This window comes from Aurantibacillus circumpalustris, from assembly GCF_029625215.1.
In the GTDB taxonomy this organism is placed as follows: Bacteria; Bacteroidota; Bacteroidia; order B-17B0; family Aurantibacillaceae; genus Aurantibacillus; species Aurantibacillus circumpalustris.
On the sequence record NZ_CP121197.1, the window covers coordinates 636243 to 652588 of the forward strand.

General features: G+C 34.3%; 11 protein-coding genes and 1 pseudogene. 7 read left to right on the forward strand and 5 right to left on the reverse strand.

Annotated elements, in window-relative coordinates:
* Window positions 1-163 precede the first annotated feature (163 nt).
* Window positions 164-871: a LytR/AlgR family response regulator transcription factor gene (locus P2086_RS02605; protein ID WP_317898875.1), complete on the reverse strand. Its 708-nt coding sequence runs from the start codon at window positions 869-871 to the stop codon at window positions 164-166.
* Entirely contained in the window at window positions 861-1913 is a 1053-nt protein-coding gene (locus P2086_RS02610; protein ID WP_317898876.1) for a sensor histidine kinase, read from the reverse strand. The genes P2086_RS02605 and P2086_RS02610 overlap by 11 nt, the downstream gene beginning before the upstream one ends.
* A gap of 274 nt (window positions 1914-2187) precedes the next feature.
* On the opposite strand from P2086_RS02610, the gene P2086_RS02615 reads away from it, so the two are divergent.
* Window positions 2188-3945: an FG-GAP-like repeat-containing protein gene (locus P2086_RS02615; RefSeq protein WP_317898877.1), complete on the forward strand. Its 1758-nt coding sequence runs from the start codon at window positions 2188-2190 to the stop codon at window positions 3943-3945.
* A 142-nt stretch (window positions 3946-4087) separates the two neighbouring features.
* Here the strand turns inward: P2086_RS02615 and P2086_RS02620 are convergent, their stop codons facing one another.
* From P2086_RS02620 to P2086_RS02625, 3 genes and pseudogenes are all read right to left on the reverse strand, one after another.
* Complete coding sequence (locus P2086_RS02620) at window positions 4088-6406, reverse strand: tetratricopeptide repeat-containing hybrid sensor histidine kinase/response regulator (protein WP_396127465.1); 2319 nt, start codon at window positions 6404-6406, stop codon at window positions 4088-4090.
* Between the two features lie 12 nt (window positions 6407-6418).
* Window positions 6419-6967: pseudogene (locus P2086_RS19065) on the reverse strand (tetratricopeptide repeat protein); the annotation flags it as partial.
* Between the two features lie 165 nt (window positions 6968-7132).
* Entirely contained in the window at window positions 7133-10660 is a 3528-nt protein-coding gene (locus P2086_RS02625; protein WP_317898879.1) for a LamG-like jellyroll fold domain-containing protein, read from the reverse strand.
* A gap of 157 nt (window positions 10661-10817) precedes the next feature.
* Here P2086_RS02625 and P2086_RS02630 point away from each other — a divergent pair, with 157 nt between their 5' ends.
* The 6 genes from P2086_RS02630 to holB all read left to right on the forward strand — a co-directional run bounded on the left by P2086_RS02630 (window position 10818) and on the right by holB (window position 16337).
* Window positions 10818-12275 (forward strand): aminoacyl-histidine dipeptidase, encoded by a 1458-nt coding sequence (locus tag P2086_RS02630; protein ID WP_317898880.1) that lies wholly within the window; start codon window positions 10818-10820, stop codon window positions 12273-12275.
* 10 nt (window positions 12276-12285) lie between these two features.
* A complete protein-coding gene (locus P2086_RS02635; protein WP_317898881.1) occupies window positions 12286-13284 on the forward strand; it encodes an iron chelate uptake ABC transporter family permease subunit in 999 nt (332 codons plus the stop codon).
* Window positions 13285-14028 carry an ABC transporter ATP-binding protein gene (locus tag P2086_RS02640; protein WP_317898882.1) on the forward strand — a complete coding sequence of 248 codons (744 nt, stop codon included), beginning with the start codon at window positions 13285-13287 and terminating at the stop codon, window positions 14026-14028.
* Between the two features lie 79 nt (window positions 14029-14107).
* The gene (locus tag P2086_RS02645) at window positions 14108-14524 is read left to right on the forward strand and encodes an SET domain-containing protein (protein ID WP_317898883.1); all 417 of its coding nucleotides are present in this window, start codon (window positions 14108-14110) and stop codon (window positions 14522-14524) included.
* A gap of 36 nt (window positions 14525-14560) precedes the next feature.
* Window positions 14561-15127: an aminoacyl-tRNA hydrolase gene (pth, locus tag P2086_RS02650; RefSeq protein ID WP_317898884.1), complete on the forward strand. Its 567-nt coding sequence runs from the start codon at window positions 14561-14563 to the stop codon at window positions 15125-15127.
* An 88-nt stretch (window positions 15128-15215) separates the two neighbouring features.
* Window positions 15216-16337, forward strand: a complete 1122-nt coding sequence (holB, locus tag P2086_RS02655) for a DNA polymerase III subunit delta' (protein ID WP_317898885.1) — start codon at window positions 15216-15218, stop codon at window positions 16335-16337.
* The last annotated feature ends 9 nt before the right edge of the window (window positions 16338-16346 follow it).

The following is a 16346-nucleotide window of genomic DNA, read 5'->3' on the forward strand; positions in this document are numbered from 1 at the left end:
AAGTTAATTGGTGTAAACTTGCGAGTTTGGGTAACTTCTATTTTAGTTCAATTCAATTAAGCCTCGCTTTGTATGGTTAAAATGCACTCGCTTGTATTCATCCGAATAATTATGCTGCTCGAAAGAAAAAATCGGTTCTTAAATCTTACTCAAAAAAACAGATCTAAAACAATTGCGACAACACCAATTGAACCAATTCTTTATAACTTCTGCCAATTGGAATTTGTTTACCAGAAATTTCCACGTCACTTGCGTTAAAGGCTTCTATTTTTTTCTTCGATACAATAAAAGAACGGTGAATCCGCAAAAAATCAGCCTTTGAAAGAAGCTCATCCAAATCACTTAAAGGAAACTTGGTAACAATATCTTTAGTATGTGTATGAATTTTTATGTATTCCTTTTGACTCTCTATGTATAATATATCTTCTAAGTAAATTTTTATCTTTTTCTTATTAATATTAAAAAACATGTGGGCCTTATTGGCAATGTCTTCAACAGCTTTCTCTGACATTTCCGCCTTGTTTGTATTCAGCTTATTAATTGCCTTTAAAAAACGCGTAAACTCAATTGGTTTAAGTAAATAATCAATTACATTAAAGTTATAACTCTCCAATGCATATTGATGGTAGGCTGTTGTTATAATTACTTTTGGTGGATTTTTAAGGGTTGCTAGAAAATCTAAACCCTTGAGTTTAGGTAAATGAATGTCTAAAAAAATGAGATCGACTTTATTCGTCCTCAAAAAATTAAGCGCTTCAATAGCATCATTGCATGAGGCTTGTAAATTCAAAAAGGGAACATTTCGAATATGGCTTTCGAGAATTTCTACCGCTAGTGGTTCATCCTCAACTATAATACAATCATACTGCATTTGTAGTAAGTTTAATTTGAAGTATTACTTTAAAAACATTTTTTTCTTCATTAAGATTGAAGGAATATTCTTTATACACAAGTTCGAGCTGTCGCTTTACATTTTTTAAGCCAATTCCCTTTTCATTTTTTTCTTCTTCCAATTCAATGCTATTTGAAATGGCAAAATAAAAATCACCGTTTTTTAATTTTACATCAATGGTAATAAAGGCCTCTTTTCTGCTCTCACTTGCGCCATGCTTAAATGCGTTTTCAACCAAGGGTAAAAGTAACAACGGCGTAATGTTCGCAGAATAATCATCAACATCTTTACTAATAATAATTTTGAGGCGGTCGCTATAACGAAGTGTTTCCAACTCAATGTAATCATCAATAATTTTTAGTTCATCTGCAATGCTTATACTTTTTCTTTCTGATTCATAAAGTAAAAACCGCATAAGTTCAGATAGTTTATGTACAACAGGAGCTGTTTGATCAGATTTTTTTAAAGCCAAGCCATAAATATTATTTAAGGTATTAAATAAAAAATGTGGGTTTATTTGTGATTTGAGTAAGCTTAACTCAGCCTCCGCTTTTTGTTTCACCAAGGTTAGTTCATATTCTTTCATCTTTATTCTATGGCGGTACAGTCTTATCCCATTCGCAGCTGCATTTAAAAATGATACATCGAGAAAAGCACGAACGACTCTTTCAGTAACAAAAATAGCTTCATATTCATCTACGAGGTAAATTCTAGGCAATGCATAATACACAACAATAACTCTATAAAAAACAGTTGCGAGCAACAAAGTTCCGATTAGAATTAAAGAGCCCTTTAAATAGTCTGATTGCTTATTTATAAATCTATCGGAAACATAAAATGAAAAATAAACCATCGGCACCCTAACAAATAACAAAACATACTCCGCAGCAGAAGCTTTTAAGAAAATTTCAAAATCGGTATTATTGGGGTAATAATGATGAATCCAAACATACTCCATATATACTTGTGAGTATATATAGGCCATCCAAAATAATAAGTGATAATAAATCCGCTTCGCCATAAAATTTCAGTAACAAAAATAACAATGTGTTGTCATAGAGCTTACATTTTAATATCATTTTCAACGAACGACGGTTTTAAACTCACCAACAACACATGTGTAGTATAAACTTGTTTAATTCAAATTTAGTGGTTTCTAAGTAATTGAATAAATAGTTTCATAAAACACGGGAATAAATAGTTACATTCTATGTTCGTAAAACCATTCGTACATAGCAAAATGCTTTATAAACGGAGCTACAACAATCTCAATGAGCATTTCATAAATTTATTCTATGAAAAAAATACGTTTAATTAGTACCAGCTTTTGTCTTCTGTTCGCATTGAAAATACAAGGGCAATTTTTCTCCAAAATAACTAATAGCCCTATTTCTATAATTAACTCTGATTCTAGAAGTGTAAATTGGATTGACATAAATAATGACGATTGGCTAGATTGTTTTATTAGCAATGGTCCAAGTGGCGGGCAGAATAATTTTCTTTTCATTAATACAGGTAGCGGTTCTTTTACATTAGCCGCAAGTGACTCCATTGTATTAGACAATAAACCTTCAGATGGTGCTACGTTTGGTGATATAAATAATGATGGTTCAATTGATGCGTTTGTTGCGAATTGGTATAATATAAATAATCTTTTTTATACGAATAATGGAAATGGAAGTTTTACAAAATCAAATTCAGAAATCATTTCCAATGACCTAGGGTATTCCGAAACAGCAGCTTGGGGCGATTATGACGGAGATGGCTTGCTTGATTTGTACGTGACAAATAGCGCTGGTCAGAAAAAAAATTATTTGTACCATAACACTGGAAACGGAACTTTTTTGAAAATAAACAGCGGCGATTTGGTAATAGATGCAAATTATTCAAGAAATGTAAATTGGACAGACATAGATAATGACGGCGACCTTGATGTTTTTGTGACGAATGAAAACGGCCAAAACGAAAATTTATATTTAAATAATGGGAGTGGGAATTTTACAAAAATAACTTCTGGCACTTTGTTAAATGATGGTGGCAATACAAATAGCAGCAGTTGGGCCGACGTTGACAATGATGGAGATCTAGACGTTTTTTTAGCGAACGACCAAGGGTTTAATTCTTTGTTTATAAATGAGGGTAATTTAGTTTTCACAAAGATCTTGTCAGATACTGTTTCAACAACACCTTCACGCTCATTCAGTTCAGCTTGGAGTGATATTGATAACGATGGTGATGTGGATCTTTTCGTTACAAACTCTTTTGGCATAAGCAATAAACTAGTTAATTATTTATACATCAATCAAGGAAACGGAACTTTTATAAGAAACTCCAGCGATATTACTGCTAGCGACTCTGCTTTTTCTTATGGCTGCGCTTTTGGAGACTATAACAATGATGGTTTTGAAGACCTTGCTGTAGCGACATGCCGATTCGGAGGTATCGATCAAAAGAATTCTTTATATCAAAACGTAACAAACTCTAATAATTGGATTGCGTTTAAACTGATTGGTACTGTGAGTAACGCATCTGCCATTGGTGCAAAAATAAGAGTTAAAGCCATCATAAATGGCAATGCAGTTTGGCAAATGCGAGAAATCTCGTCGCAAAGTTCGTATTGTGGGCAGAATGATTTACGTCCGCACTTCGGAATAGGAGACGCAACAAAAATAGATTCCGTTAAAATTGAATGGCCATCGGGCATAGTAGATTATTTAACTCAACTTACAATAAATCAATTCAAAAATGTAACAGAAAGTGCTAATTCTACTGACATTTCCGATAGTAAAAAAGACAATGAAAGCATCGTTGTTTTCCCAAATCCCACAGGAAAAATCATACAAATTAAAAGTTTAAAACAAACTTTTTTTGCTGGAGACGAGTTTGTTCTCTTTAACAGTGATGGAAAACATTTGCTAAACGAAACACTTCTAAAAAATAAAACAGAAATAAATATAGATCTGACTACCTTAAACCTTGCCTCCGGTGCTTATTTTGTAATGCTCGTGAGGAAAAACGAAAAAGTAGTTCAGAAAAAGATTTTAATTAATTAATCGTATTGATGCGTATGTGAGTTACTGTTTACAAACTATAGATGAAGAAAGCAAGTCCTGAAATACGATTCGAGTCTTCAGAATTATAGCTATTTCAACTCTAAACGAGTTATAAAACTGAATACAACTTACTGAGCGGCGTCTAACTGATAATACTATTTTCAAACTCCAAAAAAGTTTTGTTCATTTCTTCTATTTCAAAATTAATTGCAAGTGTTCTCAATCTTTCCGAATACGCTAGTATTTCAAGAACGTTATGATCACAAGCAAATTTGTGAAGTTCTTCAGCAAAACGCAAAATATCATCAATGCTCATAAGTGCTCGTGCTTCATTCCAGCGAGGTAAAAATTGCTCTTTAAGCTTTTCGCTAAAAACGGAATTGTCCAGGGTTGCAGATTTCATAATTGCTCCTGTAACATCTAAATATTTTGAGAGTACAACTAATAATGTCTTTTTATCAATTGGCTTACGCAAATAATCTTCACAAAGTAATTGAACTGCCTCATCCTTATTTTCTAATCCGGATGCAGTAAGTGCTATTAATGGAATAGATTTATAGTGATCATTTGACTTAATTATTTTTATGGCTGTTTTCCCGTCCATCACAGGCATCAGCATATCCATTATGATAATATCAGGCTTTGTTTTCTTTAAGAAATCTAAGGCTTCCTGGCCATTCTCTGCATTTATAATTTTAATATTCGAATCCTTAAGAAACTCTTTAATAAGTTCTCTGTTAGAAGTTATGTCCTCAACAAGTAATAAGGTTTGACCTCTAAAATCATAATTAACTTTATTTTCAATAGGAATTGATTGCGCTCGGTCTGCCAGCACCTTAACGTTTTGCAATTCAAACGAAAAGCAGCTTCCAATTTCAGGCTTGCTCTCCAATGTCAAACTTCCTTTTAATACATCTACCAAACGTTTGGTAATTGCTAGTCCTAATCCCGTTCCTCCATATTCGCTTGTCCTTTGACCTTTTATCTGTTTGAAAGCTTCAAATATTATTTCCTGTTGATCTTTGGGAATCCCAATGCCTGTATCGGTTACAGTGAATCTAATATCCATCTCATCTTCAGATTTATTTACTACGTCAAGAATTAATGATACACTTCCTTTTTTAGTAAACTTAAAAGCATTGCCCAATAAATTAAATAAAATTTGACGAATTCTTGTTTCATCGACTAAACAGGTAATTGGATAAGTTGAATCGAAAACAACTTTAAATTCTAATTTTTTATCTTCTGCTGTTTGTGTAAAGAGCTGTTTACACTCATTTAAAATAGTTCGAAGATTTAGTGGCACGTTTTGTATAGTTACGTGCCCTGCTTCTATTTTTGATAAATCAAGAATATCGTTGATTAAAGACATCAAGTTCTTACCACCTGTTAAAATATTTTCAACATACTTTTCCTGCACAGGATCCTTTGTACTTCCTTTTAGTAATTCAGAAAATCCTAGAACTGCATTTAACGGCGTTCTAATTTCATGGCTTATATTTGCAATAAAATCGGTTTTTGCCAAATTTGCTCGCTCAGCTTCTTCTTTGGCTAATCGAAGTTTTTCCTGCGTTGCTGTAATTTCTTTTATGGACTCTTCAATTAATTTCTTTTGTTTCTCAGCTATTTCGCTTCGTGTGTCCGCAAGAGCACGTTGTTTATCAACCTCGCCTTTTTGTAATTCGATAATTCTTTTTTGATTTTGACTTACCCGATACCGATAAAAAATAAATCCCGCGAAAATTAAAATTAAGGCTAAAATTGACACCACAGCGGTACTAAAAGTTTTTTCTGTTTTCACTTTTGCTTCAAATATTTTTCTCTCTTGAGTACTTTTAATACTATCAACCTCTGCCCTTTTTTGATAATCGTACTGAATGTTTTTAACGAACATTGACTTCTTATTCGATATACTATTCACGCTATCTGTCATTTTTTTAAAAAGCACATGCATCTTATAAGCATCTTCAAATTTTTTTTTCTGGAAATAAATTTTGCTTAATGTATAACTCGATTGTTTGATGTTCTCCGGGAAACCTAATTTATTCGATAATTTGAACCCTTTTTCAGTGTAATAAAGTGCGCTATCGATTTGGCCCATTAAATAAAACGCTTCTCCCAGGTTATTATATGATATAGATAATGGACTAGCACTTTTTAACTCGCTAAAAATCTGCAATCCTTTTCTAATGTTTGGTATCGCTAATGAATAATTTTTCATTCTATAGAGAACTCTTCCTTTCAACGCGTAGCTGGAACCAACACCCAACTTATCGCCTCTCTCCGTAAATAATATTAAACTACTATCAATTTTACTAATTGCAGTTTTGAAATCATTTTTATTAGCATATATCCTGGCCAAATTATTATATGAATGCGCGATGGCTGATTTATCCTTAGACTCTAATCTATAGGCTAATCCTCTTAATGTATATTCTACAGCTTTTGCGGTATCACCCATATCAAAATAAATATCTGCAATATTTTGAAAGGTATTTCCAAGTCCCTTTTTATTATTTGTTTGTTCTTTAATTCTAAGGCTCTTATAATAAAACTCAATCGCCATATTTAGATCGCCCTGTAAATAATACATCGAACCTATATTGTTTAAGGCTGTAGCTTCGCCTTGTTTATCATTTATACTTTGATAAAGGTTAAGTGCTTTTTCGAAAAATCTAATGGACTTTAAAACCGATCCTTTGCCATCGTAATAAAACCCAATATTATTTGTAAGTCCCGCCATTATTTTAATGATGGTGTTTCGTTCGGTTTTTGAAAGATTTGAATCCTCCAACTTTCGTTGGCAGATTTTTATGCCAGGCCGAACAACAATCATAATTTTACTGACCTCGCAGTTTTCACTTAAATCGAAGTATCTCTTGAGAAGATTTGTATCGCTTTTTGAATCCTTAAGTTGTAATAATAATGAGTCTGTATTAATAGCCCATGTGCTTTGATAAAAAAACAAAAAGAAAATTAAACAAATTGCAATTTTTATGTTTTTTATCAGCCTATAAAACATTGTGACAAATCCTACCCTTGAACAAAGTTCAAATTTATTCGAAATCTAAATTACGTTTAATAATTTAATTTTATCCATTAGTTTTCTTTCGCAAGAGTGGTTGACTCAAAAGAAAAAAAGCCATTTCTCATTTGAAATGGCCTTTTTTTATAGTTCACTCCTGAATTAGTAAATTATTATTTTTCGAATAGTTTTTTGGTTGCCCTTACTAATTGATATTAAATATGCACCAGCATTTAAATTACGTGTGTCAAAAATTAATCCAGTTTTTTCAATTTTTACAGGCACTTCAATTGAACGTCCGATTAAATCTGTTAAAATCACACTACAGTTTTGTAAATTCTCTCCCCTCACCTCAAAGAAGTCATGTGCAGGATTTGGAAACACACGAATATTCAAATCAGCAAGTTCACTTTTTACACCTACAAAAACTGGTTGCGTTGTACTAAAACTATATTCAAATCCACTTCCAAAATCGGGTTGAAATGTTTTAAGAACGGTTCCAACGTTATTTTTTATTCGTACATAGCCAGTTCCCTGAGCAGCATTATTCCAGAACTGCACGCCATCACCGCCCGCATCTTGCACTACTAATTTGTAACATCCATAAATTTCATAATTATCTGCATACACAGTATTGGCAGTAACTAGAGGGGTTCCATAAGAAACATCAATGCCATTTTCGTCAAATAATTTGTAGTTGTTTTCGTAAGGATTGTTATTCGTTTTAAATTCCACAGTTATTTCATTCGGCAAAAGATCCGGTAAAATAAACTTAGAGTGATAAAAATTATTGTATGAATAATCATCAGCTACAGCATTCACGGCCGTGATCTCCGCATTAAACATGTTATTGCTTGGTTGAAGGCCGTTTGTCCAAAGTCCATTAATAGGTAGTAAAATAGAAACAGTATCCATATTAGCAAGATTTCCTACCCACTGATAGGTTTGTTTTTGCGACGAATTATTTAGCCAGTAGTCTATATCTACCGAGGTGACAGAGCCAAGACCAGTATTCTGAATTAGTACCACAGGATTTGCGCACATGGGATTAGTGCGGGAATACATAACTTTAGTGCTTGGTGCCAATACGTCTATAATAGCAGCGTCATTCGTGTGATTTGCAGGCCCATAACTTATCAATTGATGAGCCGCGATGTAACGATAGTCTCCACTTGGAATTGGCGGATTAGAACAGTTGTAATCTATGCTCGCAGTGGTACCTGGGGTAACATACTGTGTAATGTAATTTTCTGTTAAGAGTGAAGTTTGACCAGGACACCATCCCTGTCTAGTATAAATCCAGGTACCGCCTTGAGGGAAAACAGGAATGAAACCACATTTCATTGTAATTGGCCAACTAAACTCGTTAGGCCCACCACCCATGTTTAAATAATGTGTGATAACACCACCATTTTGACCAAACTCCCCATGCGAACCATGACCTGTAATAGTAGATCTTACTTTGAATATTTCTCCAGTACTTATAATAGGGACATTTAGTGTAGGAAAACGTGTATCATTATTCACGCTTGCAATGCTCGATCCACCAATTCTGGCAGCCCCCTGCCACAATTGATTGAACTCTACAACGGTGCGTGGTGGTGTTCCTACAATAAACCAAAAATCAATATCCATTTGTTCTTGATATTCGCCGCCAAGCGTCATCATGAAGCGTTTTTTTCCTTTTAGCACTGGCGCAAAGTCGCTTACATCGTAGTACCAGGTTTTCCCATCCACACCAAGATTTAAACCTTTACCATAAGGTGTTACGAAAGACATAATCTCATTGTAAAAAGGAAAACGTTTGTAGTAATTTAAAGTTGTTACAGCAATGGTGCTCTGTGAATTCACTGCAATAGTGCCGGTTAGCTGACCGGTATCTCCATTGTAAATATTTAATGGAGTTGCTGCGTACAAATACACTGTAGATACAGGACTAACAATATCGTGCGCCATAGGTATTGCCGTGGCATTTGAGGTAATAGAAAACTCTTGAACTATATTTGGATTTCTACCTACCGAATCTTTAACAGTAACTGATGTTGTCGTTAGAGCATATGTTCCTCTTAAAAAAACAATATTTGGTCTTATGTTTGTTTCATAAAACATTCTATCTAACTTATTACCGCGATCATAAGTCCATTGAACATATACTCCTGTTGACGTTAAAGTGTTTTTTGTGTCATTTACAATTAACCCACTACCTTCGTTCATTTTATAATAGGCTAATAAATTTGTATAAAAAGGGTGTGTCGCGTCAATCGGTTTATTCATCCAGTTAGCAACGTCGGTTTGCGACAACTCTTTATTCCAAATCGTAAATTCATTTACTTTGCCTTTATAATTATTAAGTAAACTGGTATTTTTTCCAAGAATCAAATTCAAAATAGAAATCGGATTTGTTTTTCCAGTACCCGACATCCACAAAGTTCCATTCAAATAAATAGTCATATTACCTGTAACTGCATTTTTTGTAAAGGCCCAATGATTCCATTGTCCGCCTTGCTCTGAAGCAATTGCTGTTTTTTGAATCCTATCAAAACCACCGTTTGCAAACCCACAATCAAAATAAATATCATTGTTAGTCCATGGCAAGTGAATGTTTAAATTACGATCGCTACCATTAGCCCCTGTACTGTAAACTATTGATGTGCCTGTTGGCATTAAACTTGCTGTTCCAAATGCCCAAAAAGAAATAGTGATTTCATTATTTATACTTGAAAAAACAGAAGAATTTATAGTTACGTGGCCTGACGAGGAAAGATCAAGAGCGTAATTATTGTTGGCGTAAAGGCCACTTGTAAATGTGGTTGCAGCCCCGTTTAAGATAATGGGTGAACTCAATCCCGTATTCGTAAAAGAATAATCAATTAAAACATTACTGGTTCCATTCCAAACAAAAGGAGTGTGAAACTGAACACGATTGCTTCCATTAGCAAACAAATAATTTGCATTATGAACATTTGTGAAGCCAGCTAAAGTAACTGCTCCAGAATTTAAGTTTGTTTGACTAGTGTGCTGTATTCCAAGTTTTAAAAAATTAGCAGCACCTCCACTATTAGCAACATTTAGCAATATACCATCGATGTTCCCGGCACTCAAACCAGCGCCTGTTAACTCAGCAGCAGTATATAAAATTTGAGAGTGCCCAGAACGCTCATTCGTTTTAAGTAAATTAGGGACAGCTGTATTTCCAACACCAACAGTATATTGATTTTCACTAACTATGTTGTTAACCACAACCTGCGTTTGAGCAAAATTGTAGTAATCAAATAAGGGTATACTCGTATAGCTGAATGTATTTCCGCTAAAATTTGAAATCACATATTTCGGAGTAGTGTTAAGTTCTGTCTCAATTTTTGTGGAATCTACAATATAGGTATTGCAAGAATAATCCCATTCACCACAGCCTTGATTTGGCGCTGTTTGTGTAGATACCAAATTATTTTTACATCGCATGTTGTATTTTAAAATTATTTTTTCAAACGTTAAGTTACTTGGCGGAAATTGAATGGATGTATCACGCGTGGTACTACCATATTTAAAAGCTTTAACAACTATTGTATCGCCCACAGACTGAGCCTGCACGGTTAGACTTAATAAAAGAAAAGCCAAAAGAATTCCGTTTATAAATCGATTTAGATTTTTGGCAGTGCCTTGGCCGACTTTGGAGATGTAATTATTTTTCATGATTTAATGATTTAAAATTCCGCGGTGAATTGCGGACTTCTAAAATAAGGTATTTAGCGCTTTATAGCAAATTATCAATGCAGTAAATCTATTTTTATGGCTAGTATTACTCAAACAGGCTTTGTATTTTTGATCCCTCTAACAAAATATTTAAATCATGTCGCCCTCTTTATCAAACATAGAACCAAAAGAACTTTGGAATAATTTTTCTTTATTAAACGCTGTGCCTCGCCCTTCAAAAAAAGAAGAACGCGTAATTGAATTTATCATGCAATTTGGTAAGGACCTAAGTTTAGAAACTTCTAAAGATGAAACAGGGAACGTTATCATTAAAAAACCTGCTAGTAAGGGCATGGAGGGAAAAGCAATTGTTGCACTCCAAAGTCATTTAGACATGGTTCACCAAAAAAATGGTGATACGGATTTTGATTTTTCAACTCAAGGCATTGAAATGTATATTGACGGTGATTGGGTAAAAGCTAAAGGGACAACGCTTGGCGCAGATAATGGAATTGGCGTGGCTTCTATCATGACCATTCTTGCTTCTAAAGACATTGTTCATCCGCCAATCGAGGCTTTGTTTACAATTGACGAAGAAACTGGAATGACCGGCGCCATTGGTTTAAAAGGTGGTTTAATGCATGCTAAATACATGCTGAATCTTGATACAGAAGATGATCGCGAATTAACCATTGGTTGTGCTGGAGGGGTTGACGTAACTGCAACAGGAACATATCCAACAGAAGTTGTAGGAGGTGCCGTAAAAGCCTTGCGTGTTTGCGTAAAAGGGTTAACCGGCGGTCACTCAGGCATGGATATTCACTTGGGGCGCGGTAATGCAAACAAATTAATGAACCGAATACTAACCCAAGCAGCCGAATTTTATGGCATTAGCATTCACATGATTGATGGTGGAAGTCTTAGAAATGCTATTCCTCGGGAGTCAAACGCTGATATTATTATCTCGGCTAAAAGTGAAACGGCATTCGTTTCTTGGATAAAAGAAATTGAAACCACCTTAAAACAGGAACATTCTACTACCGATCCAAACCTATCAGTTACATCCACCGAAATTGAAATTCCAAAAACAATTTTGAATAAAGAATTTCAAAACAAATTACTTAGAACAATTTATGCTTGTCCGGTTGGAATTTATCGTATGAGTCCTGATATTGATCGTTTAGTACAGACTTCAAATAATCTCGCGCGTGTTTTAGTAAAAGATGGCTCCTATTCTATTCAGTGCTTAACACGGAGTTCGGTTGATTCCGAAAAATCAGATTTAGCTCAAGCTATTAAAAGTACTTTTGAGTTATTAGGCGCAAGTGTTGCTTTCGCTGGTGCTTATCCTGGTTGGACGCCAAACCCTTCTTCTTCGATTGTGAAATTAACAAGTAATCTTTATAAGGAAATGTACAAAGAGGAGCCACTTGTAAATGCCTGTCATGCTGGATTAGAGTGTGGTATTTTAGGAAAAAATTATCCGCAAATGGAAATGATTTCCTTCGGACCGAATATTCGTGGCGCTCACTCTCCGGATGAAAAAGTTCAAATTACTTCCGTACAAAAATATTGGAACTTTTTATTAGAGACATTAAAAAGGATTCCTGCTTAAATTTATAGGAATGCCATTCGTTTTGAAAAATAGCAATCTTATAAAATTTTTAATTCTCATTCTTCTATTTATAATAGGATGTGCATTAAGTTTGTTTTTTGGTGGTACGGAAAATATTTTAACCTCAGAAATTAACGCACATAATTTTATTTTTTGGCAAATTCGATTTCCCAAAACACTTACAGCAATTATCGCAGGAAGTGCTCTGTCCGTCTCAGGATTAATTCTTCAAATAATTTTTAGAAATCCTTTGGCAGGGCCTTACGTTCTTGGAATCAGTTCCGGTGCATCTCTTATGGTTGCTGTGGGAATTTTAGCTGGAAGTTCTTTGCCATTTGTTCCGGGATTTTTTATCGGAAAAAGTTTTATTGTTTTATCAGCAATTACTGGCAGTGTATTGATAACCTTACTCATTCTTCTTATTTCAAAAAAGGTTGGCAGCAACATTATTCTATTATTAATTGGTTTAATGCTCTCCCAAATATGCGGCGCTATTCAAGTAGCGCTCGAATATTTTTCCGATCCTAACGATCTTAAAACCTTTGTTATTTGGGGAATGGGATCTCTTGCTAATACAACTAATTTTGATCTTGTAATTTTTTTGCCCCTTACCCTCATTTGTTTGCTCTCACTCTTATTTTTTATAAAACCCCTTAATGCATTGCTATTAGGCCAAAATTACGTACAAAATGCCGGTATAAATTTTAAACGTAGTCGCTTTTATCTTATTCTTATTTCCTCTATACTAACTGGTTTAACAACTGCTTTTTGCGGACCAATTGCTTTTGTCGGAATCGCAGTACCAATATTATCACGCATGGTATTCAGTTCCTCCAAACAACAAATTCATTTCGCCTCCTGTATTCTTATTGGAAGTGTTATACTTTTATATTCAGACGCTTTGTGCAGTTCGGCAATAAAAGGAATGTCGTTGCCTCTTAACATGATTACCACTCTGATTGGAGCGCCTTTAGTGATTTATTTAATGTTTAGAAACAAACACTGGTAAATGAACAACAACGCCAAAATAAGTCTTAAGCATGCAAGTCTTGGTTATAAAAAATCAAGCGAAACTATTGCTATTCTTCAAAATTTAAATCTTGATTTTCACTCTGGCGATTTTATTGGCATAGTTGGTTTAAACGGTATTGGCAAATCCACATTTCTAAAAAGCATTTGCGGTTTACTTCCCGTGCTTAAAGGCGAGGTTTTTATAGATGGTGAATCCATCTTAAATAGTGCATTAACTGATCTGGCGAAAAAGATTTCTATTGTCCTAACCGAAAAAATAGGTGGTTTTAATCTCACTGCGCACGATGTTGTAGCGGCGGGACAAATGCCTTATACAGACTCATTTCACCGACTAAGGCAAAATAACATAGATATTATCAGTAAAGCGATTGAAGCGTGCGGAATTAAAGATCACCAATGGAAACCAGTTAATGAACTAAGTGATGGCTTGTTTCAAAAAACAATCATTGCAAAAGCGCTGGCGCAACAAACTCCAATCATGTTGCTAGATGAGCCTAGCGCTTTTCTCGATTACGCTTCCAAACATGAGTTATTTATACTTCTTAAAAAGTTAACTGAAGAAGAAAATAAATGCGTATTGGTAAGCTCCCATGATTTAGATCTTATTATTAAATATTGTAATAAGCTTTTAATCTTTTCTGAAGATTCGGTGGAACTCATTCCTGTGTCAGAGGTTTCGGCCAACAAGTCTTTTCGAAGAATTGGTGGTGGATATCTCTAGGAATATATTCGATCAAACTTACCAACATTTTTTAAAAGGGTTTAAAGTTTAAAAATTAAAGTATATTTTTGTCGCCATTATGTCACTAAAAGTAAAAAAGTCTCAATTGCCAAATGCTGGCAAAGGTTTATTCACGGAAAAACCTATTAAAAAAGGCGCAAAAATTATCGAGTACAAAGGCGAAATCATCGACTGGAAAGAATATGAAAAACGTGTAATAGATAATAAAGACGGTTATCTGTTTTTCATTAATAAAAAAAGATGTATTGATGCGTTTTCTACGCCGCAACATAAAGCCCGCTTTGCAAACGACGCCGCTGGTATAGGCAGGATGAAGGGTTTAAAAAACAATTCAGATTACGAGATTTTTGACGATAAGTGTTATATAGTTTCCAGACGAAATATTGAAGCCGGCGAAGAGATTTTTGTAAACTACACAAAAGAATATTGGGATTGCGTGCGATACAATATTAAACACAATCTTAACCAAAAATAATAGTACAAAAATTTCAGCTAAACGAAATTAGTTTAAATGAGCAAATTTTTAATAGTTGGTCTAGGCAATATAGGAGATGAATACGCAGAAACGCGTCATAACATAGGATTTAAGATTGCCGACCAACTAGCATCCTCTAGTGCTGTGAAATTTTCAACGGAACGTTATGCGGATGTTGCTGAATTAAAACACAAAGGCAAACAACTCATTCTTATTAAACCAAGCACATACATGAACCTTAGCGGTAAAGCCGTTAACTATTGGTTGCAATCTGAAAAAATTGAGATTGAAAATATGATGGTATTGGTGGATGAACTTGCCTTACCATTTGGAAAAATACGTATTGGGCCTAAAGGAAGTGACGGCGGACACAATGGCTTAAAAAGTATTCAAGAAACTTTAAATACAAATAACTACCCCCGCCTACGTTTTGGAATTGCCAACGAATTTAATAAAGGCGGTCAGGTAGATTATGTTTTAGGCAAATGGAATGAAGAAGAATTAAAAACGCTTCACGAGAGAATAAAAATTGCGTCGGATTCTATTAAAGCCTTTTCTTTTATTGGACTTCAACGGTGTATGAACGAGTTTAATAATAAATAAAAGCGTTAACACGGAGTGTCAATTTGAAAATTGTGGCTTTTACCACATTTTACATCTTCCCTTTTACATTTTCCATTAAATTTACACCATGCTTTACGAACAAATAGTAGGACAAGAGGAACCGAAACACCGTTTACTAAAAATGGTGAAAGAAGAGCGGGTTCCACATGCCTTATTGTTTTCGGGAAAAGAGGGTTGTGGCAATTTACCAACTGCAATAGCTTTTTCACAACACTTATACTGCACTGATAAAAAAGAAACTGGGGCATGTGGTATTTGTGTTTCCTGTAATAAAGTTTCCAAACTCATCCATCCCGATCTTCATTTAGTTTTTCCAATTGCAAAAAGTAAAGAGGTTAAAAGCAGTAATGATCTTATTAAAGAATTCAGAGAAGCTGTTTTACAAAATCCTTATTTAACACTTAATGGTTGGTTTAACGAGATTAGTGCGGAAAACAAACAACCTTTAATTCCTGTTGAAGAAGCAAATGATATTTTAAAAAAATTAAGCTATACAAGCTACGAAGGCTCCTATAAAATAATGTTGATTTGGCAACCTGAAAAAATGAATGCCGAATCAGCAAATAAATTATTAAAAATTTTAGAAGAACCTCCTGAAAAAACAATTTTCATTCTTGTATCCAATAATCCTGAGCAATTATTAGCAACTATTTCTTCACGAGTGCAACAAATTCCTTTTTATTCTAATAGCGAAGAAGAAATTACAAATGCATTGATCGCAAATTATAAAGTAAACGCAGACGTCGCAAAACAAACCGCAATTCTAGCCAATGGCAATTATTCAGAGGCTTTGAGCTTGTTAACACAGAATGAAGAAAGTGTTTCTTTCCTTAGTAATTTTCAAACGTTCATGCGATTAGCTTTAAAATTTGACTGTGGAAAAGCGTTGAACTGGATTGATGAAAATGCAACGAGTGGCCGTGAAAAACAAAAACAGTTTTTGCAATACAGTCTCGAAGTTTTTCGTGATAGTCTCATGTTTAATTATGGTGATAAAAATCTTGTTCGCTTGAGTGGCTCTGAAAAAGATTTTCTTATAAAATTTGCTCCTTTTGTAAATAAAAAAAACTACGAAAAGTTGGTAGAAGAATTTAACAGCAACTACTATTATATTGAGCGGAATGCTAATCCTAAAATTCTGTTTATGGATTTAATTCTAAAAACTAATGAATTGATTAACTTAAAATAAAAGAGTTGC

Coding starts and splice junctions, on each gene's coding strand:
- P2086_RS02605 (WP_317898875.1), bottom strand. CDS start 871: ATGCAGTATGATTGTATTATAGTTGAGGATGAACCACTAGCGGTAGAA.
- P2086_RS02610 (WP_317898876.1), bottom strand. CDS start 1,913: ATGGCGAAGCGGATTTATTATCACTTATTATTTTGGATGGCCTATATA.
- P2086_RS02615 (WP_317898877.1), top strand. CDS start 2,188: ATGAAAAAAATACGTTTAATTAGTACCAGCTTTTGTCTTCTGTTCGCA.
- P2086_RS02620 (WP_396127465.1), bottom strand. CDS start 6,406: ATGGGTGATACCGCAAAAGCTGTAGAATATACATTAAGAGGATTAGCC.
- P2086_RS02625 (WP_317898879.1), bottom strand. CDS start 10,660: ATGAAAAATAATTACATCTCCAAAGTCGGCCAAGGCACTGCCAAAAAT.
- P2086_RS02630 (WP_317898880.1), top strand. CDS start 10,818: ATGTCGCCCTCTTTATCAAACATAGAACCAAAAGAACTTTGGAATAAT.
- P2086_RS02635 (WP_317898881.1), top strand. CDS start 12,286: ATGCCATTCGTTTTGAAAAATAGCAATCTTATAAAATTTTTAATTCTC.
- P2086_RS02640 (WP_317898882.1), top strand. CDS start 13,285: ATGAACAACAACGCCAAAATAAGTCTTAAGCATGCAAGTCTTGGTTAT.
- P2086_RS02645 (WP_317898883.1), top strand. CDS start 14,108: ATGTCACTAAAAGTAAAAAAGTCTCAATTGCCAAATGCTGGCAAAGGT.
- pth (WP_317898884.1), top strand. CDS start 14,561: ATGAGCAAATTTTTAATAGTTGGTCTAGGCAATATAGGAGATGAATAC.
- holB (WP_317898885.1), top strand. CDS start 15,216: ATGCTTTACGAACAAATAGTAGGACAAGAGGAACCGAAACACCGTTTA.